The organism is Irregularibacter muris, assembly GCF_024622505.1.
Taxonomy (GTDB): domain Bacteria; phylum Bacillota; class Clostridia; order Eubacteriales; family Garciellaceae; genus Irregularibacter; species Irregularibacter muris.
Genome location: NZ_JANKAS010000021.1, coordinates 1 through 22444, shown reverse-complemented (window position 1 = coordinate 22444; position 22444 = coordinate 1). Strand labels below are relative to the sequence as shown.

22 protein-coding genes are annotated in these 22444 nt (G+C 34.6%); 2 read left to right on the top strand and 20 right to left on the bottom strand.

Annotated features, from left to right (window positions below):
• Positions 1 to 2: 2 nt before the first annotated feature.
• The 6 genes from cas5b to NSA47_RS14540 all read right to left on the bottom strand — a co-directional run bounded on the left by cas5b (position 3) and on the right by NSA47_RS14540 (position 7175).
• On the bottom strand, positions 3 to 746 hold the full coding sequence (gene cas5b / locus NSA47_RS14565; RefSeq protein ID WP_257533283.1) for a type I-B CRISPR-associated protein Cas5b: 744 nt from the start codon (positions 744 to 746) through the stop codon (positions 3 to 5).
• A complete protein-coding gene (gene cas7i / locus NSA47_RS14560; protein ID WP_506323684.1) occupies positions 733 to 1605 on the bottom strand; it encodes a type I-B CRISPR-associated protein Cas7/Cst2/DevR in 873 nt (290 codons plus the stop codon). Before cas7i ends, cas5b begins: the two co-directional genes overlap by 14 nt.
• An 11-nt stretch (positions 1606 to 1616) precedes the next feature.
• Positions 1617 to 3194 (bottom strand): type I-B CRISPR-associated protein Cas8b1/Cst1, encoded by a 1578-nt coding sequence (cas8a1, locus tag NSA47_RS14555; RefSeq protein WP_257533279.1) that lies wholly within the window; start codon positions 3192 to 3194, stop codon positions 1617 to 1619.
• A 12-nt stretch (positions 3195 to 3206) separates the two neighbouring features.
• A complete protein-coding gene (cas6, locus tag NSA47_RS14550; protein ID WP_257533277.1) occupies positions 3207 to 3935 on the bottom strand; it encodes a CRISPR-associated endoribonuclease Cas6 in 729 nt (242 codons plus the stop codon).
• A gap of 129 nt (positions 3936 to 4064) precedes the next feature.
• Complete coding sequence (locus NSA47_RS14545; protein WP_257533274.1) at positions 4065 to 5048, bottom strand: helix-turn-helix transcriptional regulator; 984 nt, start codon at positions 5046 to 5048, stop codon at positions 4065 to 4067.
• Positions 5049 to 5264: 216 nt separating this feature from the next.
• The gene (locus tag NSA47_RS14540; RefSeq protein ID WP_257533273.1) at positions 5265 to 7175 is read right to left on the bottom strand and encodes an oxidoreductase; all 1911 of its coding nucleotides are present in this window, start codon (positions 7173 to 7175) and stop codon (positions 5265 to 5267) included.
• A gap of 214 nt (positions 7176 to 7389) precedes the next feature.
• Between NSA47_RS14540 and NSA47_RS14535 the strand changes: the two genes are divergently transcribed.
• A complete protein-coding gene (locus NSA47_RS14535; RefSeq protein WP_257533271.1) occupies positions 7390 to 7980 on the top strand; it encodes a TetR/AcrR family transcriptional regulator in 591 nt (196 codons plus the stop codon).
• Between the two features lie 44 nt (positions 7981 to 8024).
• Positions 8025 to 9839, top strand: a complete 1815-nt coding sequence (locus NSA47_RS14530; RefSeq protein WP_257533269.1) for a DUF2207 domain-containing protein — start codon at positions 8025 to 8027, stop codon at positions 9837 to 9839.
• A gap of 25 nt (positions 9840 to 9864) precedes the next feature.
• Here the strand turns inward: NSA47_RS14530 and NSA47_RS14525 are convergent, their stop codons facing one another.
• The 14 genes from NSA47_RS14525 to NSA47_RS14460 form a co-directional block, all read right to left on the bottom strand.
• Positions 9865 to 10026: a hypothetical protein gene (locus NSA47_RS14525; protein WP_257533267.1), complete on the bottom strand. Its 162-nt coding sequence runs from the start codon at positions 10024 to 10026 to the stop codon at positions 9865 to 9867.
• Between the two features lie 18 nt (positions 10027 to 10044).
• Positions 10045 to 11319, bottom strand: coding sequence for an L-cysteine desulfidase family protein (locus NSA47_RS14520; protein WP_257533265.1), 1275 nt, complete (start codon positions 11317 to 11319; stop codon positions 10045 to 10047).
• A gap of 102 nt (positions 11320 to 11421) precedes the next feature.
• Positions 11422 to 11832 (bottom strand): C-GCAxxG-C-C family (seleno)protein, encoded by a 411-nt coding sequence (locus tag NSA47_RS14515; protein ID WP_257533263.1) that lies wholly within the window; start codon positions 11830 to 11832, stop codon positions 11422 to 11424.
• 24 nt (positions 11833 to 11856) lie between these two features.
• Entirely contained in the window at positions 11857 to 12975 is a 1119-nt protein-coding gene (locus tag NSA47_RS14510) for a M20/M25/M40 family metallo-hydrolase (RefSeq protein WP_257533261.1), read from the bottom strand.
• Positions 12976 to 14097: an S-methyl thiohydantoin desulfurase family protein gene (locus NSA47_RS14505; protein WP_257533259.1), complete on the bottom strand. Its 1122-nt coding sequence runs from the start codon at positions 14095 to 14097 to the stop codon at positions 12976 to 12978.
• 17 nt (positions 14098 to 14114) lie between these two features.
• Positions 14115 to 14618 (bottom strand): hypothetical protein, encoded by a 504-nt coding sequence (locus NSA47_RS14500; RefSeq protein WP_257533257.1) that lies wholly within the window; start codon positions 14616 to 14618, stop codon positions 14115 to 14117.
• A 22-nt stretch (positions 14619 to 14640) separates the two neighbouring features.
• A complete protein-coding gene (locus tag NSA47_RS14495; RefSeq protein WP_257533255.1) occupies positions 14641 to 15000 on the bottom strand; it encodes a hypothetical protein in 360 nt (119 codons plus the stop codon).
• Complete coding sequence (locus NSA47_RS14490) at positions 14990 to 16351, bottom strand: purine-cytosine permease family protein (protein WP_257533253.1); 1362 nt, start codon at positions 16349 to 16351, stop codon at positions 14990 to 14992. The genes NSA47_RS14495 and NSA47_RS14490 overlap by 11 nt, the downstream gene beginning before the upstream one ends.
• 161 nt (positions 16352 to 16512) lie before the next feature.
• Entirely contained in the window at positions 16513 to 18120 is a 1608-nt protein-coding gene (locus NSA47_RS14485) for a PucR family transcriptional regulator (RefSeq protein ID WP_257533251.1), read from the bottom strand.
• 129 nt (positions 18121 to 18249) lie between these two features.
• Positions 18250 to 19278 (bottom strand): DUF362 domain-containing protein, encoded by a 1029-nt coding sequence (locus NSA47_RS14480; protein WP_257533249.1) that lies wholly within the window; start codon positions 19276 to 19278, stop codon positions 18250 to 18252.
• Between the two features lie 54 nt (positions 19279 to 19332).
• Complete coding sequence (locus NSA47_RS14475; RefSeq protein WP_257533247.1) at positions 19333 to 20061, bottom strand: 4Fe-4S double cluster binding domain-containing protein; 729 nt, start codon at positions 20059 to 20061, stop codon at positions 19333 to 19335.
• A gap of 369 nt (positions 20062 to 20430) precedes the next feature.
• Positions 20431 to 20859 carry an HIRAN domain-containing protein gene (locus NSA47_RS14470; protein WP_257533245.1) on the bottom strand — a complete coding sequence of 143 codons (429 nt, stop codon included), beginning with the start codon at positions 20857 to 20859 and terminating at the stop codon, positions 20431 to 20433.
• Between the two features lie 146 nt (positions 20860 to 21005).
• Positions 21006 to 21575, bottom strand: coding sequence for a DNA-3-methyladenine glycosylase I (locus NSA47_RS14465; protein WP_257533243.1), 570 nt, complete (start codon positions 21573 to 21575; stop codon positions 21006 to 21008).
• 24 nt (positions 21576 to 21599) lie between these two features.
• Positions 21600 to 22313, bottom strand: coding sequence for a toast rack family protein (locus NSA47_RS14460; protein WP_257533241.1), 714 nt, complete (start codon positions 22311 to 22313; stop codon positions 21600 to 21602).
• Positions 22314 to 22444 lie beyond the last annotated feature (131 nt).

The following is a 22444-nucleotide window of genomic DNA, read 5'->3' as shown; positions in this document are numbered from 1 at the left end:
TACTATGCAGCAAAAACAATATTACCATCTTCATCTATCAATATGCCATCCTCCCCTATGGCTATTATCTTCGATGAGTATACGACGTCTACTTTATTCCACTTTCTAAAGGTTTTATTTTTACCCAAGGTTTCTAATACATAATCCTTATTTAAGAGATATCTGGTTCCACGTCCACTTACTCCAGTACTTCCTTCTGGTATAACGGTTTCACTTTCCATCATTTTCAATGGAATATATGCTACATGGTCTCCTTCCAAATATTTATCTTCTTCTAATTCATCTTCAATGATCTCAACTACTTTCACCTCATTAAAAGTAGCTAGGTCCTCTCTTCTACCTAAGGATGGATATTCCCTTGGAAACTTAAATGCCTCTTCAATTTCACTAATAAGTTCTTGATTATGAGGAATAATATGGATAAGAAGTTCTACATCTACTAAGAGCTCTGTAGTGGACACCCCTCTACTGATTCCAAAATCACCTGCTTTTAATTGATGTCTGGATTGGTCAAATTTCATACCATTTTTAAATTCATATCTTGTATATAAATCATTTACCTTTGAAAAACTTTTTCCTTGAATGCTAATATCCATTTCCTTATATTCTTTATAATTACAAAGATTATGTACCATACCAATTACTGTAGAGTAAGGAGGCAACGGGTAAGTCTCCTTCAATTGAAAACTTGATGGTTTTTTATAATTGACCATATCTTGACTTATCTTTAATCTAATTGCTTTCATAATACTCACTTACCTTTGTTTTAAGTATTTCAAAGAACTCCGGCATAGATTTACTGTCTAACTTGTTTTTAATTTCATTGTCATTATCAAATTTCCCTTGAATCAATCCACAATAGGTATCTTTTTTAATATTTTCAAAAAGCACTCCTTCTATTTGTTCTACTACTAGACTATTATCTTTAACTTCTAGTACATTTTGAAACACGGGATTTTTAATATCATATACCCCGCCTATAGCAAACAGAGGTTTTAGATCCTCTCTTCTCCCCCTTATATCTCTATACAATACCGCTACTGTATCTAATAACCTCTTTACTCTTCTTACTTTTTCCTCATTAGATATTTCTATTTCATATTCTTCATCTATTCCTATCTGCTCTAGATCTGCTGTTAGTGTATATCTGTAATAGGATCTATGTATTTCTGCTTGAGCAATATTCATATTCTCTTTCAGTCGATCCGCCAATCCTTTATTAGTTAAATAGTCTAAATCTCCTTTAAAGGTTTCTAGTGATATTGCATTGGAAAGTCGTACCTTCGCGGAACGCTTTTTTCCGCCAGTTCCTTTTTCTGTTTTTAAGTACCCAAAGAAATCAATTTCTGGATAGTCCTGTATGGTAGCATCAGGGTGAAATTGTATTACTTTTTTTTCTCCACTACCTTCAGCTTTTACTTCTGCGTAGGGTTCTCCTAGTTGCTCTACAATATTATACCGAATTGCTTGTCTTGATATATAGGTATGTTGTTCTCCTTTTCCACGGGCTATCTTTTTCAAAGATGCAACATTACCTACAGATTCTCCATAGTTTGCACTCTCAGCTTCAAAGATAATGGATACCGAAAGCCCTTTTGATTTCATATTATTTCCCATTATTTATTTCCCCCATCCTGTTTGTTATTTTCTTTTCCTTCTACGAGCCCTGTAACAAAAGCATATCCTATTGTCTTATATTGCTCATCATCTTTAAGAGCATCTAAAAATATATTTGGTACCGTTTTCTGAACATACAAATAACAATTTAATAAAGTATCCATAAACATATTTTTATTACCAGTTTTTAAAGCATTTAAAAATCGATAAGAAATGCCATTTAGCTTGTCCTTTGCTCCCTTCCCTCTATACTCTTGTCTTAAATAATATCCTGAAGCATTGGCTTGCTTTATCATATCTTTATCTGACTTTTCCATATCCCCCATCCCCTCCATAATTCTTAAATTAATATTTAATATCCTTATTAATTGTCGCATACTAAATCTACAGTCTTTTGGTATGGTTAGTTTGTAAATTAAAAGCTTATGTATTAAGGTAAATAAATTTTGATTATTGAATATTCTATCTATAACTAGTTCATAAATGTTAAAGTATGCATTCACTTCTTTAAATCCACAATTAATTATATTATTTAAATCATCCTTGGAGTTACTAATAATGTTTAGCATCTTATTTGACAATATATTAAATCTATATTGATTGTCATTATACTTAACTACTTGCATATCTGCTAACTCATATTTTATCCCCATATTTGATTGTTCGTTAATAGCATTGATTAGCCCTCTATAGGTTAGACTTCTATTCACTTCATGATCTTTAAGAATTTCTGATTTTATTCTATTATTAAAAGCAACTGCACTGTTTAGGCTTAGGTTTTGATTTACATATATTCCTTTACCATATACCGTTGTAAATCCTGCTGGAACACAAAAATATACAAGGGAACAAATAGGACACATTTCTATATCACTAACAAAATTCCATACATGAGAAGTTTTTCTTGAGGTATCGAAGAAAATATTTGTCATAAAGCTTAAACCCTTGTCAATACTCTTTATAGGATTTCCACACGAGAAACAATCAAATTTATATTTAGATGTGTCTTCATTTATGTAATTTAATATTTCATCACAGGATTTTTGTATATTTAACATATTTGTATTAATATATTTATCGATAATAGCATTGGGACTTTTACTTGTCTTTGCCTTTTGATCATAATATCCAATGCATTCTTTTTTTAATATTTCTTTTTTCTCATTATCTAGTAATATTAAAAGATTTTGAAAAAATCCTTGTGTAGGCTTTTTAAGTTCATTTTTGGGAACTATATTAAGGATATTTTTATAAGCAGAGTTTTTAAGTTTATCTTTAATATATTTAATATCTTCCTTATAGTCTTTATTTAAGGTCTTTTCGTCAATATCTAGATTAAGAATCAATTGTATTCTTTTTTTTACATTTGTAAATGTCATTACTTTTTCATATTTATCAACAAAATAATCAAAATATTTGTCCTCAAAACCTTCCAGCAAAGTGCTATCTATTTCAAGAGATTGATCATGAATTACTAAACTATCTCCTGCTTCTGCATGCTGTAAAATATTAATCAATCCTACTAATCCTGCATTATATAACCAATCTCCCATCCTTAATCTGATCTTATCTTCCATGCGCTCACCTCCTTACACAATATCTACCATGCCAAAGCCACTACCTCTTTTACTACCTATTCCAGCTTTATATAAGTAATCCACAATATAAGGCTGTCCACTTATTTTTATTTTCCCTATATTAGAATGCACTTCTATCCCATAATTTTTCACTTTAACTACTTTACAGTCTTTTGATATCTCCACTTTTAAATTCTCAAAGTCCATTACTACCTTTTCTCCGAACATATCCTGTAGCTGATGTTTTAAATTTTCGATAAAAATAGCCTGTCCCTCTTTGCTATTCAAAGAATGGTACCATGTCTTTTTATTCTCTCCCTTGTGTTCTCTGACGACTATAGGACTCATAGTCTTAAAAATAACTTGTTTATTGTACATAATTTTTTCTTGCGCCAAGTTGATTTTTCCAATAGTAATTAAATTATTCTTAATAGAAATTTTTCTTCCTTTGCTATTTAACAAAGAGTTAAAAAACATAATTCCATCATCATTGTTGTAAGCAGAAAAGTTTAAAATTATCTTTTTACTTGGAACTGCTATTTCCTCCTTTAAAAATTCACAATTCCCTAAATATAGCGAAAAAGTAAAATTTTTAACTCTGTTATCCTGATCCTCATATAATCTTTTATAATACTCCTGACTATATTTATTTAAACAATTCTTTAAAATAGATAGTATGATCCTGTTTTTATCCTTTGCAATCATTTCATTTTCTAATAAAAGCTCTACAGAAAATCTCATTTTCTCACCTCCCCTCTATCTATTTAATTCTTCTTATAAAACATATTTTATTACTATAAATTTAATTTCCTTACTACCATCATAGCAAACTATCTGTCCCATAATAGGTACAACACAAAAAGACTTTGATTAATAGAATTCTACTATATTCTTTGCCTTTTCCTTCATTTTTTCCCTTAAATTTTCTGGTGCCAAAATTTCTACTTTATTTCCAAACATAAATAGCCATCCTAAAAAAGTATCTGTTGCTATAACATCCACATTAATGCAAAAATAATCTTTACCAATATTATGTATAAATATATCTTTTCCAAAGCGATCTATAACCACATTAATTAATGAATGGTGAAATTTTAATGCTACATTTTGCATCTCTCCACTATACATTTTAAACATCTTATTAGAATAATCTGCTACATTAAAGTTCTTTGCTTCCTGGGTTACCACTCTTGTTTTATCCATAATCTGAATGTTTTTCATTCGATCTACTCTGAAATTGCTAATACTATCATATCTTTGATAATAAGCAATAAGATAATAATGCTCATCTGACCAAGAAAGGGCATAAGGACTTACTACGTAGTATTCTCCATCCCTCCTATACTTAATTTTTTTATGAACTGTGTAATCAAAATATTGAAACTTAATCTGTTTGTTTTCGTGAACAGCACGATGAATAACATCCACATTATAATAAATGCTTTCATTCATTGTCTTAATTCTATCTCTTACCACTACTTGTCGATTTAGTGTCTTTGCCTCGTAGTTACTACATAGCTTTTCAATTTTCTTAATAAACTCTTCACTTTTCTTATAGGTAATAAATCTTGAAGATTGAATAGCATCTACTAGAAGCTTTAACTCTGGTAATTCAAAATCCCTAGAAGCAATAAAATATTTATTAGCCTTCTCTCTTACACACAGAATATCTAGTCCGAAGTCCCTTAACAATTCAATATCAGAATAGATGGATTTTCTCTCTGCAGAAATTCCATAAGCTTTTAGACTATTTATTAATTTATTTACTGTAATAGGATGATTTTCATCAGTATCCTCCCATAGTATCTTCATTAAATATAATAATTTTAATTTGCTATTTGAAGTAGATGCCATATGAGACTCTCCTCTCTATTTTTAAGCGATCTTATATCATGAAAAACATATTTTCCCTCGTTTATTCTATTATTTTCATACTTTAGTTCTTCAACATAAAATACTTTTTTCCTTCCATATTTTTCCCAGCACTCTATGATTCTTCCAAAATTCTTAATAGAAATACAAAAACCACGGGAGATATCTCCCATGGTTTTATAGTTGAAATTATTCTATTTATAGGTTACGAGCAATGTGAAATCCTTGATGTACCGCTGTAAGGATTTTATCTGGAACTACCGCATCTCCTATTTTACTTACATTCACTTTGCCATTTAATTCATCAAATAACTCATCATTTGGCACATATCCTGCTGCAACAATATAGGTATCTGCCTTTGTAGAATATGACTTATCATCCTTCGTATATTCAATTTCTTCATTACTGATTTTGCTTACCTTTGCATTAGAAACAATATCAATTTCGCTATCTTTTACAAGTTGACGAAGAGCTTGATCGTTGTTCTCACAGTGGGAAGCAGTTACTAGGATATCTTCCAACATTTCAATAATCGTTACATTTTTAGTTTTTTCTGCACAGAATGCAGCAGTTTCACATCCTACTAGTCCTCCACCAATAACGACAACATCCTTTCCATATTTCACCTTGCCCGTAAGGATATCATTAGCAGTAACAACTTTTTCACTATCTATACCATTTATAGGTGGCATAAAGGCACGGGATCCTGTTGCTAAAATGACTTTATCATAGTCTCCTCTTAGCACTTCATCAGCTGTACCTTCTTTCATTAACTTAAGGTTAATGTTGCTACGGTGTATTTTGCCCTCTAAATATTTTACATAGTTCATTACATCTTGTTTAAAGGATGGTCCACCAGCAGCTAATAAAGTTCCCCCTAATTGATTTGTTTTTTCCCAAAGTTCAACTTCAAGACCTCTTTCAGCTGCTGTAAGGGCTGCTACCATACCACCAGGCCCTCCACCGATAACGAGTATACGTTTATTTTCTTTCGCTTCTGTTATTGGATAATAATCTTCTGCAAAACAATGAGGATTTACTGCACAATGAATGATTTTTCCTGTAAATCCAGCATACAAACATTCATTACATCCAAGACATGGAACAATATCGTAGCTTTCATTTTTTTGTACTTTATTTACCCATTGAGGATCTGCTAAGGATTGATGCCCTAAGCCGATAAAATCAGCTTTTTCTTTTTCCAAAGCATCTTCTGCCAAATCTGGATTATATAATTTTCCTTGAGAAAGAATAGGAATATTTACATGCTTTTTAATTTCTGCTGCAATATGGATCTGGGTTGGTGATTCTTGATAAACAGTATTGATGGCTTTATACCAAGCTTCGTAACATCCTACATCTACATGTAAGGCATCTACTCCAGCCGTTTCTAATATTTTAGCCATTTCAATTCCTTCTTCTAATTCCCTTCCACCTTCCACTCCGTGATAGGGTGTAAATTTAAATAAAACAGGAAAGTCTTTCCCACAAGTTTTCTTGATTTCAGAAATACACTCCAATGAAAATTTCATTCTTCCCTTTAGATCTCCACCATATTCATCCTTGCGTTTATTCCATAGAGTAGATTGAAATTGATCCATTAAATATCCGCCATAACCATGTAGTTCTACAGCATCGGCCCCCGCGGCTTTTACTTTGGCAGCACCTTCTCCCATTTTCTTGACCAATTCTTTGATTTGCCCAATAGAATAAGGCTTACATTTTACCTCTGGAAACCAAAATGCATTTGAATTACTAGCGGAATAAGGTACTACATCGCCAGTAGTAAATTGCATTCTTCCTAAACCTGGGGTGATTTGTATACATAATTTTGCATCATTGTAGTGAATGCGACGGGCTAAAAAGTTTAATTGTTCAAAGGAACGAGGACTTTCCAATACATTACAAGCCTTCGCTTCATACTTAAGCGTCACCTGATTGGCTCCTGTAATAATTAATCCAGTACCTCCTATTGCCCTTTCTTCATAGTATCGTATTGCACGGTCAGAAAAAGACCCATCCGGTTCTGTAGCGGTACCCATAGGGGCCATATAAACACGATTTTTCAATTCTAATTTTCCAATGTAGCCCTTTTTTAATAGCTTCATTACTAAATCCCCCTTGTAAATTTTTGTATTTTTCTACTTGAGATAAAATTTAATTTATTTTGTCTTAAGTAGAGTAAAACTTTACATGTGTATAGTTAAAATTATAACAATACTCTTTTAGTAAGTCAAGAGTACATGATATATTTTTATCAAATAGTTTTATAATGTTTATGCTATAATATTTTATAGAATATATTATATAATGGAGGTAAATATGGCTGATAATAATGAACTGTCTACTAAAATGCAGATTATTAAGCATGCTATAAATCTTTACAAAGGTCATGGATATGCCAATGTTACAGTGCAAGATATTTGTAATGCCGTGGGTATTACAAGGAGTGCGTTTTATTATCACTTTAAATCTAAAGATGATATTTTTGATGATTTTTTTCTTTATTCAAATACTTATGCCATGGAGAATTTAGCCCCTATCTTTTCTTCTGAAAATTATCTTGAGCAATTTTATTATTTATTTAATTTATATCTTAAATATATCTTAGAGGCTGGCCCTGAAGTATTTGGGCAAATTTTAAAACATAATATAGATAAAGATAATCATACGTTACATCCTCAAGGAATTGCCATGAGAAATATCTATGAAATCTTACTAAAAAAAGCCCAAGAATCTGGTCAAATATTAAATCTCTCTCCGCCCTCACAACTAATCGATACAGCTGTATATGCTTCGGACGGTATCTCCATCATTTGGTGTAACTCAAAAGGGAATTTGGATCTAATAGGGGAAAATCGTAGAATTTTAGATACACTTTTTATAGCCAAAACTAATTCCTATGATACATAATCACTATATAATCAACATTCATCATTTAATGAGAGGGTGATAAAATGAAAAAAATCTTTACTAAGCTTCTGATCTTTTTATTCATATTCATTTCAATTTTAAGTTTTCCCATCACCGCAAATGCCCAAGAAGACCTTACCATTCCTAACTGGATGGTTGAGGCACAACTTTTAAATACCGGGGACTTACACATTGTAGAAGATCTTACCTATAGGTTTAACGATGACTTTAATGGAGTCTTTAGGGAGATTGTACTTGATAAAACCTCTGGGGTGTCGGATATTAAGGTAGAAGAAATCACGGGAAGTTCCTCTAAACTCTATACCCAAGTGGAGAAAGCTAAAAAAGGTGAACAAGGAGTTTTTTTAGTTAAAGAAGAAAAGGAAAAACTGATCATACAGATATTTTCTCCTTCTGAGAATGAAGAGAAGACCTTTCGAATTGGTTATTTAATAAAAAATGTCGCTACAAAATATAATGATACAGGCGAACTTTACTATAAGTTTCTGGGTGGCGAGAACGAAACTCCCATAGATAGTTTTGCAGTCAATCTTCATCTCCCTGGAGAGGATACCAGCAATAAAGTGAAAGTCTTTGCCCATGGCCCCTTAAATGGCCAGATTGAAAAGAAGACTGAAGACACCTTTACCTTACAGGTAAATGCTGTTCCTTCTAATACTTTTATAGAGGGAAGGGTAGTTTTCCCTAAGGAGTTTATCTCCCTATCTCAAAACATTGTAGATAAAGACAATTATACCAATATTTTAGAGGAAGAGGCTTCTAAGGAAAGACAGCTGGAGAAAAAAGCTGAAAGAAAACGAATATTAGGAAAAACCTTTGGGCAAGCTTCGCTCATAGCAACAGCCTCTAGCATTATGCTCTTATTATTCTTTCTTATTTTATTCCGCAGGGAAAAAGATGGTTTTCAAAATTATGATCGTACGACTATTCCTGAGGATTGTACTCCTGCCCTAGCTTGTTACTTAACTAGCTCTATAGTCAGTACAGATACCATTGTGGCAACCATTTTAGACCTTTTCCGAAAAGGATATATCAAGTTAGAAAAAGCTGCGCAAGGAAAAAATAAATCTACAAAAAACCAACCCTATATTATTCGCAAGATGAGGGAACCCGATGGAACATTGTTAAGCCACGAAAGGCATTTTATGGATTGGTTTATCAATAAGATAGGAAATGGTTCCCTAGTTACTACCGATCAAATTAAGGATTTTAATGATAAAAATTCTACCCAGTCCTATAAATTGCATGCTAACTGGGTGAAAAAAATTAAAAAGGATGCCGTAGAAAAAGGACATTTTGATAAATCCAAAAGAAAATATGGAGTATTCTTCCTAGTCTTATTTATTCCCCTATTGGTATTGGGTATCCTTACCTTAGTATATGGGAATCTGTGGGGCATAGGAAGTATAGTAATGGCAGTACTTTTATTCATCTATGGCATCACTTTACTTTATAGACGTTCTGATTACGGATATAAACAGTATAAAAGATGGGTAGCCTTTAAAAAACAGATGAAAAATAGAATGAATATGTCCTCTCAACAAAATATGACCACATATCCCCAAGATATTTCTCTCATCTATGCCCTAGGGCTAGGGGTAGGCAACTCTATAGATAAGACCTTTATGGATAAAGATGATCATGGAGATGGCTTTTATGATCATAACAGCTGGCTACTATGGTATTTCCTATTTGCCAATAATCATAATAACTCCCTAAGCAAAAGTATTGATCAGTCTTGGGGAGGTTCTAGTGGCTCTGGAAGCTCCTTTACAGGAGGTGGCTTTACTGGTGGTGGAGGAGGCGGCGCCGGTGGTGGAGGTGCTGGAGGATTTTAAAAAAAGCAAACCTACTTCTATATTATTATAGAGGTAGGTTTTTTCTATCAAAGATCACTATTCCATTTAAATATACAACGATGGTAACCGTCAATAGACATAAAATAGAAATAGTAATGAAGGAACTTCCTTGGATATACAAAAATACTTCTAATAAGTAATGCCCCGCTATTTGTATAATGTTCACTATCTCACTTTATCTCTTCTATTCTGTCATAATACGAATAATTTCACTATTAGTTTCTTTCATGCCCTCCTTTCCAAGGCGTCCAATACTTCTTATGGTCTGTTCAACACCACTCATTATAATACCATCTCCACCATAAAACTGCTGTCCGCCTTCATACATTTCAAGTCCAAGAATTGCTGCATCAACAGATGAAGCAATTTTTGCTGCACAGGAGGCCTTTGCTCCATCACATACAATACCTGAAACAATGGCTAATGCATTCACTACTGTATGAATTACAAATTCATAATCCTCAGTACAAATATAAGCGATACCTGATCCAGCCCCAGCTCCAGCGCTCACCGCACCGCAATAAGCGGACAACCTACCTATCCCTGTCTTCTGATGAATGGCTACAAGATTTGACAATGCTAAGGCACGATATAGTTTTTCATCTGAACAATGGTACTCTTTTGCATATTCAATAACTGGTACAGCACAAGTGATGCCTTGGTTCCCGCTTCCTGAATTGATTACCACTGGAAGGTTACAACCATTCATTCGTGCATCTGAACCGGCTGCTGCCTTTGCTTTAGCTCTTGTCTTAATATCATCACCATAGGTTTTTAAGATTACCTTTCCAATATTAGCACCATAATCACCTCTTAAACCTTCTTCTGAAATAGCCATGTTATAGGCAATCTGACGCTGTAAAACATCCTTTATATCTTCCACATCAACTGTATTAATGAAATCCCAGATGTCCTCCATATTAAGTAAGGATCGATCTGTAAGGCCATTTTCATTTTCTTCTTCTGCCTCTGTTTCAAACAGGACTTCACCATTTTTTTCAATGAGTACAAAGTTTGTGTGGAAGTTAGCTATTCTTACTTTGGCATAGTCCTTATCTTTCATTAATGTTATGATAATATCAAAGGTAAGACCTAGATCTAAGGGTTCAACTTGAATTTTTGCATTATTCAAAAAAGACTTCATTTCTTCTATATCCTCCCAAGTTACAGAGGAAATTGCTTCTAATTCTTTACTGGAATCACCAGCAATGATGCCTGCAACAGCTGCAGCAGGAATTCCTTTTAAATTGTCTGTATTGGGGACGATTACGCTTTTTACATTCTTTATAATGCTTCCGCTTGCCTGTATACGTATTGAATCTGGCATAACCCCCAATACTTCTCTAGCCTTTGCAGCTGCAAGCGCCAACGCAATTGGTTCTGTACATCCCATTGCTGGTATAAGCTCTTCATTCAATATGGATATATAGGCACTATACTTCAAATCATTTTTATTCAACTTTTTTGACCTCCATTATATTTTCTAATGGAAAGCATCCAGATTTATGCTGTTAATGTTTTATTACCAGCTAGTTCTGGATGCTTCTCTTTTGAAATTTACTTATTCAGCCTCTTTTATAATTTTCATAAGTTGAGAATCCAGTATGTCAGCAGCTTTAAAGATGGTATCTAGACATCTTGTTTCCTGGTTTTTATAAATCTTTACAAGGGTATCACATTGATCAGATCCCAACTCTTTGATAAAAGCTTCTACATATTTTGCACAACATTCTTTCAAGTCCCTTGTTACATGGGCTCGTTCGATAATTTTAATCTGCCCGATGGCAGAAACTCCACTACACAGTGCGCCACAAGTTTTGCCACATCCCATGCCTGCACCAAATCCACCAACAATTTTAAAAGCCTCTTCCAGTATACCAAGATTGTATTCATCATTCACTGCATGTAATAATGACTCTGCACAGTTGTAATCTTGATAAATATAATACTCATAAAGCCTATCTTTGATCATTTTATTACTCCTACCTTTTAATATCTATACATTCTGTATAATAGCAAGCACTAACTTGCTCAATTTAATCATTTCATCGGCGAGTACATATTCATTTGTCCCATGAGGGTTAAAGAACGCGGTTGCAAGGGTAACTGTTGGTATACCAGATCCATTGAAAATACTGCCATCACTCCCGCCACCGGAAGACTTAAGGACTAATGGAACATCTATTTTTGTACATGCTTCTTCAATGATTTTCTTTAAATCAGGATGTTTTTCAATATCTACAGCTGAATAGAGCAATTCTTCATTGAATTCTACCTGACCACCATATTTTTGGGCAGCTCTCTCAAAATTAGTTCGTATGTGTGCAAGTTGGTTTTGTATTTTTTTTTCATTTATACTACGAACTTCTCCTATAAATTCAATTTCACCACAAACAGTATTCATTCCAATCCCGCCCTTAACCATGCCGATATTTGCTGTAGTCTCATGATCAATACGACCAAGGTCCATATGACAAATAGCCTCTGACAATATCTCAATTGCATTAATACCATTTTCTGGTTCAACACCCGCATGTACACTTTTTCCTAAAATCTTACCTGTAATCTTTACATGTCCAGGAGCTGTTGCTATAACTTCACCTGCATTACCTAAATCATCAAGAACAAAGCCAAAATCAGCAGGTATCCTTCGTACATCTAAATGTTTTGCACCTTGCAGACCCATTTCCTCGGCAACAGTAAATACAATAAAAATATCACCGTGTTTGAGGTTTTTCTCTTCTATTTGGTGTAACATTTCAAGAATACAGGTAATTCCAGATACATCATCACCGCCCAATATCGTACTTCCATCGGTATGAATTTTGTTCCCATCAATAATGGCTCTTTTGTTATTGCCCGGCATAACGGTATCCATATGGCAGGAAAAGAGAATTGATGGTTTTAAGGAATTTCCTTTTAAAACCGCAATAATATTACCTGCATTCCCACCAAGCTGGGCTCCAGCATTGTCCTCTTCTACTGTCAAACCCAAGCTAGTCAGTCTTTTTTTCAATTCGTCCGCCATGCTGCGTTCATCAAAGGATAAGGAATCAATACTTGTTAGTTCACAAAATGTTTGGAGGATCCTTTCTTGATTTACCTCATACATCATTTAGCCTAGCACCTCTTCTACAGGTTTATATTGGATATCCAAACCATAATGTTCTGGACCCAATAGTTTCATACCTGCTTCTGTTCTGTAAACTGGATGTGGAATTGCAATAGCGCCAACATTCATTCCAACTTTAAGATCCATATTGACCAAGGGTGCACCGGTTTCTTCTAAAACAAGTGTAATAAGGTCTGGTGTTGTTACCAATAATTCACCATCTACATATGCCAAATGGTTTTCGTTACGGAACCATAAATGGAGCTCTTTTCCTGCATAATCATCTTTTCCTTCAACATAAATATCACCTTCAAAGTATCCCTTTACGATTCCCCAATCAAACTTTGTAATTTCACCTCGGAAGAAGTCAAATCCTTCAGAAGCTTTAGCCAAAGTCTTAATGGCGTCTTCCCCTCTTTCATGAGCCTCTCTTGCTTCTCGCCCAATTTTTAGAAATTTAGTAAGGGTACCCCTAACAAAAACTTCTTTCAAATCTTTAATTTTCATTGGAAAAGCTGCTAACCCAATGGGTTCATAGGCTGGTAAACTAAGCATTTTGCCAAGGGCTTCTGCCATTGCGTAACTGTGTGTCTTTCGGATTACAGTAACATTTCCCCAAGGATCACAACAGGTGATTGGACAAATTGGATGATTAGCTGTTGTTGGTAGTGCCTGGGCCACCTCTGGCATTGCACGGCCCACTAAATCTCCATCAACAATGGCTACCTCTAATTTTGCCGCGGCAGCTAGTGGGGCTGGGCAGTTATATCCACCTGGTTCTACAGGAACAATAGCAGTAAATTTAATTCCTAATTCCTTTTCTAGTTCTTTTACTGCTGCTTCCAACATGTTCTTCTCGACTCTTTCGGTCATCCCTTTTGCAATCTTTTCTTGTTCTTCTTCTTCAGTTGGTGGAGATGATGGACCCATAAATAATGCAGTACATACCCAACCATCCTCTGGCAAGTCATCAATATCTGTCCATTTTATCTCTTTTCCTGCACTAAAGCTCTCAAGTAATAATTCTTTTCCCTTTTCGGCGCTTCCTCCTCCACCGGTACCATATAGCATCGTGCCCCTAATAAGATCATCTATATCCTGCATAGTTTTAATCGTATTATCCATTTTTTTCACCTCTATTTTTATTTGTTAAATAATTTTACGTAGGATGCTTCTTTATCAATATAGAAATTTTCATTTTTTTCATCTGGTTTCATATGGAATACATAGCTCCCCACTACTTTCATCATAGGAACAATTTTCTTCTTGCTATCCTTAATTGCTCTATGAATTCCTGCACAAGCACTTGGACATCCTAAAACTGCAACTGTATCATAATTTTCAGTCTCTCTTCTTAAGTCTTCACACTCAAAATCTGTTAGTTTACAAGGGTCTGATATCCAAAAATAGCCCACTGTTTTACCTTGCTTCTCAAGTTCCTCTTCCCACTCTTTTTTGACCATATTGATTGCAACGGCATCCTGTGCCATATCTCCAGAAGGTTCTACTCTGCGATCGGGATAATCTAAGCTATAAGCTATACTGTCGCAAGCACAACCAGGACAAACAATAATAATAACTTTTTTAGAATCTTCTAGGTTCTTTATGATTTTTTCTTTTTCAAGCATTTCACTATATAATCCCATGATTTACCTCCTCATATGTATTTTAGGGGACTAATTCCAGGTTATATTTTGTTTTACATTTATAAATTCCATATATGCCTGAAATAATCAAACCTGCCGCAGCAATATAATTTAATCCAGCCATCGTCGCAGAATGATAATATTCAGATATATTTAAGGCTAAAATAGCTAATCCAACAATAGCGTTAACCCAACTCACACTGCGGAGCTGTTTTGCCTCTTTAATTTTAAAGGCTCCAATACCCGTAATAATTTCAGGAACACCCAAAACGATAAAGTATGCTAGTAGTGTCCATTTGGTTTCTCCAAAAGCAGGAATAATATTGCAAATGCCAAAAATAATTCCTGCTATTCCAACAATCATACTTTCTTTAACCTTCATTGGGTCCCACTCCTTCCTGAGCTTCAGCTTCGCCAATCATATATGAAATATTCATTTTTCTAAGAATGATGGCAATAGCAGAATAGATGATAAACGCAATAACTATACTATTAAAAGACGCTGTAAAGAAGTCAACATTACTTGCAATAATTGCTGATACAATTACACATATCCATGATAACCAATTAAATTTCCCGTAATTTCTTCCTTCATTAAATTGATAATCCTGTTTCATTACCAATTTTCTTATCACATAATAGTCCGCCAATAGTACACCCGCAATCGGGGGCAGAGCAGTTCCAAGGAAATTCAAAAGTGGTACAAAATATTCATAGATGTTAAATACCGCTAAAATTGTTCCTAAACCACCTAAAACAATAACAATATATTTTTGTTTTACAGGAAGCCAGCCGCCTAAACTTAGTGCTGCTGAATATACGTTGGTTGTGTTGGTTGTCCACTGCGCCAAAACTAGAATAACCAGTGCACCAGCACCTAGGCCTAATGCCAACATAACTCTGGGAAGATTTGGTGTTGTTCCAATAGCGTCCACCTGTGCAGCAACCGCCATCAATGCACCAGCTGCAATACAGAAAATACCACCAACCATATAACCTGTAGATACTGCCGTAGCACCTACTTTGGCGCTTTTACCGAAACGTGCAACATCCGATAATACCACAGCCCCCATAGCAGCCCCGCCGACAACAGCGGTAATCCCCTGGAATATTCCCATTCCACTTGTGCCTGCTGACATTGTTTGAAGTGCCATAATGCCTCCTGACTGTTCAATGGCAGCGAAACCTCCGAACAATGATAAGATAACAATCATCGGTACTGCAATAAAGCTTAATACAGATACACCTCTAAAACCAAAAACTGCTGTTAAAGTCATCATTATACCGCCAATTAATGAGCCTAAAATTAAATTCCCAAAAATTGAATGTGGAATTATTTCGTTCATCGTCATTGCAAAGAATGCCGCCTGATAAGCGAACCATCCAATCCCATTTAAAAATACAACAATCAAAGCAAATATTGCTGCCCCATATTCTCCAAAAGCTTCTTTAGCAATCATCGCAGTGGATACACCATGTTTTGCCCCAATGGCTGCTAAGGGGGCTGCAAAGGCTGCTAAAATAATCATTCCTCCAATGGCCGCAATCAAAGCGTTGCTTAAGCTCATTCCAGAAATCAATGCACCACCAGTTAACATTGTTGATAGACAAATAATCCAACCAGCCGTTGTAACGAAAATGTTAACGCTACTTTGTCTTTTATCCAATGGTATTGCAGAACTTGCATAATCGCCAGAGACATCGGTATGAACCTTTACACTTTCTTCTTTCATTATTCCACCCCTTTTAAATCTTTAATATGTTTTCTATTACAATCGATTGCAATCTCTATAACATAGTCTACACCCTATGTTAAACTCTTGTCATCGTCTGGAAGATAAAAAAACCAATGTATATTTGTCCTTTTAGACAAAGATACATCGGTTTTTCCAAATTACTTTAATCTTTTATTAATAATTCGATTTAAGGCTGCTACACGATACAAATAAAAAGATGCTGGTAGCTCAAATATCTTTTCTCCCAATTTTTCTTTTATTTTTCTTATACGATATTTTACCGTATTATTATGAACATGCAATAAATCAGCTGCCATGGCAGTATTACTATCGCTATCTAATAAATATACTTCTAAAGTATGAATAAATTCGTCCCCCAGTATACCTTTGTCCTCATACAAGAGGTCAAGAATTTCTAGTTCCTTATTGATTTGCACCTGACCAGCAGTAATGATCTCAATACATTGCTTAGTAAACTGAACCTGAAATAAATTGAGTACCTCCTTCAAAGGATAAATGTTAGTTAAATACTTCCAATTATCCTTGATCATTTGATATTGCCTATGAATATCAAAAATGGTAGCGATATTGAATGAAACAACCCGTGCACAAATTCCATTTTCTCCCAAAATTGAAGTAAATGTTTCTGCTAGTTCATCAATATTTTCATTGACAAATTTGGTACTAATAATAGCTACTGCTGCGTTGTCCAAATAGTCAATCAATGCAACCCTTCTTTGATCTTTTAAAAAACCTTTTACTAACTTTACCAATCGTTGTGTGTTTAATGGATTTTTCTCCCCAAAGCCATCCTCATCAAACCCAACATACCAAAATGTGCTCCATTTCTCTGGTTTAATTTGTAGTATAGAAGTTATTTTGGATATTTCATAGGCATCATTGTTTAGAATAGCTCTTAGTAGTAATGAAGAATTATTTAATGACATATCTAGATCCCAAATTTCATTAGCGGAATTAATAACCTGAATTGCCTGGTTCATATTGTAATCCTCTATACTTTTTGGACTTAGAAACATTAAGTACATGGAGGGTATATTACTTCTTCTGATCTTTTTTAAATAAATACGACAAACCTGACCATTAGGAAGCTCAATAATGTGTTGGTTGACCCTTTCACTATATCCCTGTTTTTGTACTTGGGACACTAAATCTTTAATGTTTAGGGATTCCATTCCTTCTTCATACCATGCTTCTATGAATTCTAGATACCCATCACATAAAATTAACGTACATGGAATTTGTTCATTTATTATTCTTAAGAGTTGCTTATAATTTCTCTTTGAATCTGAAAGTTCTGCAAACTTTTGCAAAACAACTCCTGAAAATTGATTCTCTTGCCTCTTAGATACAAAAACCGACTCCAATACTTGACTGATGACTTCACTGTAGCCAATATCAAGACCAATTATAATGATTGGAAAGTCTAATCCATCAGCTATTGCAATCATTTTATGATTAATCTTTTTAACGACAACGCCCACATAGTATAATACTAAACCAGCAGTTCCAATTTCATTAAGGCTTTTAATAATTTTACACTGTGCACCAACATCATCTTTTACCGAGGCAAAAGCTGTGATAATAAGCTCATTATCACCAAAGTAAGATTCTTTAAATACATTAGTATCTGCCATCTCAAGAACCGAACAAGTAGATACAGTATTGCCAAGTCCTCCCTTACCGGCCACTACTTCCGCTCCTTCAAAAGCCGGTAGGTTCAAACAATCTTTTACAGTAACTCCCAACCCTGCACCTCCTAATACTTACTAAATATACCCATATAACAATCAAACCTATCTCTTCTCTACTTACTACCATTAAAATGCTAAAATATCCTCATCTTCAATAATAATGATACCAGCATTAAAATGATTTTACTCCATATCCATCTGAACAATCTCATATTCCCTAGTGCCCAATCCAATCTTTTCTGCATGCTCTAGGGTAGCTCTCCCCTTTTCAAAAAGCTTTTCCCCGCTATTTTTCTGTAGTAAATCTAAACAAGCTGTATCCAAGGCTACAGGATCTTTCGCTGCTAAGACTCCGATATTTTCAGCAATAGGTTTCATGACTTGCCCGGCGCAGTCACAGGCTTTAGTAATGTTATGAATAAAGGTAATATAGATAATATCCTTATCCTTAGCTGCTCCATAGGCATACTCCGCCAATTTTTCTAGAAAATGTGATCCTCCCCATGCATTTAGTATTGCCCCTTGGGGGCAAACAGCAATACACCCTGCACAGCCTACACATTTTTCATCATTGATTATGGCAATATCCTCGGTATGAATAGCATCAAAATCACATTTGGTTTCACAGATACCGCAGGTGATACACTTCTCAGCTATTACATTGGGGGATATTCCTGAATGCTGATCCAATTTACCTCCCCGAGCAGCAAAGCCCATGGCAAGTTGTTTTAGAGCACCCCCAAAGCCTGCCTCTACATGACCTTTAAAATGGCTCATGACAATAAATTGATTATAATCTCCATAGGCCTTGCCGATTTTACACTTGTCTATATAATCCTTATTAATTTCTATTTCATTATATTCAGTTCCTGTGTCTCCATCGGCTATGATAATGGGGATCTGGGTAAAGCCATGATCTTTCGCTGTTTCAATATGGATATCCTTAGTGGTTCTGGCCCCTCTATATAATACATTGGTCTCAATATAGGATGGAGATATTCCCTCTTCCTGGAGATAGCTTATAATAGCATCATAGGAGGTGGCAGGCATAAAAGTTTTATTGCCTTTCTCTCCAAAATGAACCTTAATAGGCACTTCTTTTTCAAAGTGATGATCGGTTTCTGCTACGACTTTCTTCAATAATATTAGGGCATCTTTGCTTAGTTGGTTATAATCCGTTCCTGGGTTCTTAATGAAATATACTTTCTGCATTCTTTTCTCTCTCCTCCATAAATTAGTTCATTTTATTATTTCTATCCTTACCTCCTATACTCCTTTTAATTTTGAGGAGATATTTAAAACAATAAATCTCCTATTTCCCTTGGGAAATCCATTTCCTATAGGACAGATGCTCATACATATACCACACACTGATCCTCTTCCGATATGTTGAAATTTTTCTTTCATATGCATACTACAAGCATGGGCATCGAAAATCTGCTTTCTTTCCATCCCCTGCTCCCAGTTTACCCCTTCTATGGCCATGGCAGGACAATGGCTGGCACATAAATTACAATTACCACATTTAGAAGCAATGATCGGTGTTCCTATAGATAATTCTTTATTGGTAAGTATGGTCCCCAAACGAACCCTAGGACCAAATTTATGGTGGACAAATAAACCACTTTTCCCAATCCACCCGAGACCAGCAAGGGTAGCTGCGGTTTTATGGGGGAAGGCTCCATAATAGGGAGCATCATGTAAAGATTGGGAAGCCGGAATGGCTATGGCTTTATAGCCATAGTTTTGAAGTTCTATAGTTGTCCTTAGGGTAATCTCATTAATATGATAATTCACACTACGATAGTGAGAAAAGTAAGTTTCTGTCGGCTGATCCTTTATATCATTGACTATTCCATGGGATAATTGAATAACATAGGTGATGGCATAATGATATTCTGCCCACTGGCTAGGTGCCACTTCCTTCACTTGACTAAATCCTATATCACTAACTCCTAAGCTACGTATATATTCTTTTAAGGCCTGAGTATCCATAAAAATCTCCTTCTTGTACTAGATTCTTTATCCTTCTTTAATAGACCATTCCCAGGATTACATCCTAGGAATTAAATCTAATTTTCCTATTTGATTATACTACACTCCATTTGAATTGGTCTAAAATCTTTTCCTCCCTTGTAAATCCCTTCTATTTAATTTATTCTTCCAACAAAAGTTATCTTCTCAGACATGAATATATTCTGCTAGACTTGTAGCACCATATATGTATTTTAATTTAGTAAGATCTTAGGCATACTTATCATTAAATATCTTATAATTATTAAAGACCTAGGATTTCATCCTAGGTCTTTAATAGAATCTTATATTTGATTTGCTTTTTTATAAAACTAATGATATCTATGTTTTTTAAATGTCTTGACCAAAGAATGCCATTTTGATATTTTCCTTTTTAAAATCTACCTTAGGTTCTACTTGTTTACCTTCTGTATAATCCTTAAGAGTATTTTCACTTGAAGCATTGTCTCCCTCAATTTCTTGTGGAGAGATCAACAAGCAGATGACACTATCTTTCGTGGCAAATAGGATTTGAGCATAGGTTTCTTCCTCAAAAGTATCATAAATTCTACCGGCACTATAGGTGCCCCTGGCAACGGTATTGGGGCTATTGGCTACATAACCTACGACTCCTATATAAGGAAGTAATGCTGCTATCGCTTCATCATCGTATTCATTATTCTTCTCCTTAACCAATTTTAGGATTCTTCCTATTTCCATAGGCTTCATGCCATAATAATGTTTTGTTCCTGTTATGGTGACAAAATAGTTTATATCCATACCTTTCATCTCCTTTATGGATTATATAGAAACTGCATGATAGATCATTCTTGTTCCTACATACTTACTCATTCTCTACTTTATTATCCTGATAAATAGAAAACTGAGAATCTTAATACTTCTAGTATTTTAGAAAATATTGTGCATTAAAATTCTTCCATAATTTGTCCTCTTCTAAAACATCCTACCAAATGATCATTAATTAGTCCCACTGCCTGCATATAAGAATATATGATAGTGGTCCCTATAAATTGAAATCCTCTTTTCTTTAAATCTTTGGCAATTTTATCGGATAGTTTTGTATTACTAGGCACTTCCGATAGTACTGTCCATTGATTGTTTATAGGGCGATTATTTACGAAGGACCATATATATCCATCAAAGCTTCCAAATTCCTCTTGCACTTCTAAAAACCTTTTGGCGTTATTGATGGAGGCTCGAATCTTTCTGCTATTCCTAATAATCCCTGGATTTTTTACCAAGGATTCTATCTTTTCTTCATCATATTTTGCTACCTTTACGGGGTCAAATTCATCATAGGCTTTCCTATAATTTTCTCTTTTTCTTAATATCGTTATCCAACTTAGTCCGGCCTGGGCCGATTCTAAAACCAAAAACTCAAAATGTTTAAGGTCACAGTGAACAGGTACTCCCCATTCTTCATCGTGATACTTAATATACAATTCATCATTTCCGCACCAAGGACATCGGTTCATCGCCTTTCCTTCCTTTCATCACTTTTACCTTAGTTCAATTTGTCCAATACCTGCTTCCATATCTATTTTCAAGGTAGGATTGTCATCGGAGTAAAGCTCATTTGTGTAAACATTATCACTCTTGTTCAGGCCATTAGCAGAAATTTCTCCTATACCTTTATCTATTTTCGCAACTACACCCATATTTTCCGGTAAAAGGACAGTGGTTTTTCCCACACCACCTTGAATGCTAATTTCTACATCCTTCTCCCATTTCCCTCGCAAATCTATTTCCGCTTCTCCAACGCCCATTTCAATATCTACTTTATCTAGATTTAAAGTACCTAAAATAAGATGACTTTTCCCGACGCCTAATTTTAGATTTAAATTTATAGAAGGTTCATTATTTAAGGTGATATCCCATAAATACTTATAATGTTTCAAATTAATCCCCTTCATTTTAGAGGGTTGATAAATGGAAAGATTCCCTTGACTACCCATTGAATTATAGTTTACTTCTGGTTTCCAACGTTCAGGTTGATATATAAAATTTCCCTGGAATATATCCTGAGAATCTCCCCCAATCTTTAACTCTCCCACTCCTATTTTCATGTCTACATCTAAAGTTTTCAAGGCTTCATACTTTTGGCTTTCTGACCATGTAAACTGAGACCCATTTTCTATAGGCCTTCTTATACAACCAACAGATAGAAAACTTAAAAACAGGATACCAAGAGCACTTAGGACTATTCTTTTCATTCTGTTCCTCCTCGTATAATAAGTTTGTAGCTAATAATCGTAGCTATAAACTTATTTATTTTTATTAAGAATACCCTAATGCTAAAATAACCTTATAGGACATTAGCGAAGGTTTGAGCTTTTTCTCCTTG

Excerpts from the sequence above, each read along its gene's own strand:
- cas5b (WP_257533283.1), bottom strand. The coding sequence starts at position 746 with ATGAAAGCAATTAGATTAAAGATAAGTCAAGATATGGTCAATTATAAA.
- cas7i (WP_506323684.1), bottom strand. The coding sequence starts at position 1,605 with ATGAAATCAAAAGGGCTTTCGGTATCCATTATCTTTGAAGCTGAGAGT.
- cas8a1 (WP_257533279.1), bottom strand. The coding sequence starts at position 3,194 with ATGGAAGATAAGATCAGATTAAGGATGGGAGATTGGTTATATAATGCA.
- cas6 (WP_257533277.1), bottom strand. The coding sequence starts at position 3,935 with ATGAGATTTTCTGTAGAGCTTTTATTAGAAAATGAAATGATTGCAAAG.
- NSA47_RS14545 (WP_257533274.1), bottom strand. The coding sequence starts at position 5,048 with ATGGCATCTACTTCAAATAGCAAATTAAAATTATTATATTTAATGAAG.
- NSA47_RS14540 (WP_257533273.1), bottom strand. The coding sequence starts at position 7,175 with ATGAAGCTATTAAAAAAGGGCTACATTGGAAAATTAGAATTGAAAAAT.
- NSA47_RS14535 (WP_257533271.1), top strand. The coding sequence starts at position 7,390 with ATGGCTGATAATAATGAACTGTCTACTAAAATGCAGATTATTAAGCAT.
- NSA47_RS14530 (WP_257533269.1), top strand. The coding sequence starts at position 8,025 with ATGAAAAAAATCTTTACTAAGCTTCTGATCTTTTTATTCATATTCATT.
- NSA47_RS14515 (WP_257533263.1), bottom strand. The coding sequence starts at position 11,832 with ATGATCAAAGATAGGCTTTATGAGTATTATATTTATCAAGATTACAAC.
- NSA47_RS14510 (WP_257533261.1), bottom strand. The coding sequence starts at position 12,975 with ATGATGTATGAGGTAAATCAAGAAAGGATCCTCCAAACATTTTGTGAA.
- NSA47_RS14505 (WP_257533259.1), bottom strand. The coding sequence starts at position 14,097 with ATGGATAATACGATTAAAACTATGCAGGATATAGATGATCTTATTAGG.
- NSA47_RS14500 (WP_257533257.1), bottom strand. The coding sequence starts at position 14,618 with ATGGGATTATATAGTGAAATGCTTGAAAAAGAAAAAATCATAAAGAAC.
- NSA47_RS14495 (WP_257533255.1), bottom strand. The coding sequence starts at position 15,000 with ATGAAGGTTAAAGAAAGTATGATTGTTGGAATAGCAGGAATTATTTTT.
- NSA47_RS14490 (WP_257533253.1), bottom strand. The coding sequence starts at position 16,351 with ATGAAAGAAGAAAGTGTAAAGGTTCATACCGATGTCTCTGGCGATTAT.
- NSA47_RS14480 (WP_257533249.1), bottom strand. The coding sequence starts at position 19,278 with ATGCAGAAAGTATATTTCATTAAGAACCCAGGAACGGATTATAACCAA.
- NSA47_RS14475 (WP_257533247.1), bottom strand. The coding sequence starts at position 20,061 with ATGGATACTCAGGCCTTAAAAGAATATATACGTAGCTTAGGAGTTAGT.
- NSA47_RS14470 (WP_257533245.1), bottom strand. The coding sequence starts at position 20,859 with ATGGATATAAACTATTTTGTCACCATAACAGGAACAAAACATTATTAT.
- NSA47_RS14465 (WP_257533243.1), bottom strand. The coding sequence starts at position 21,575 with ATGAACCGATGTCCTTGGTGCGGAAATGATGAATTGTATATTAAGTAT.
- NSA47_RS14460 (WP_257533241.1), bottom strand. The coding sequence starts at position 22,313 with ATGAAAAGAATAGTCCTAAGTGCTCTTGGTATCCTGTTTTTAAGTTTT.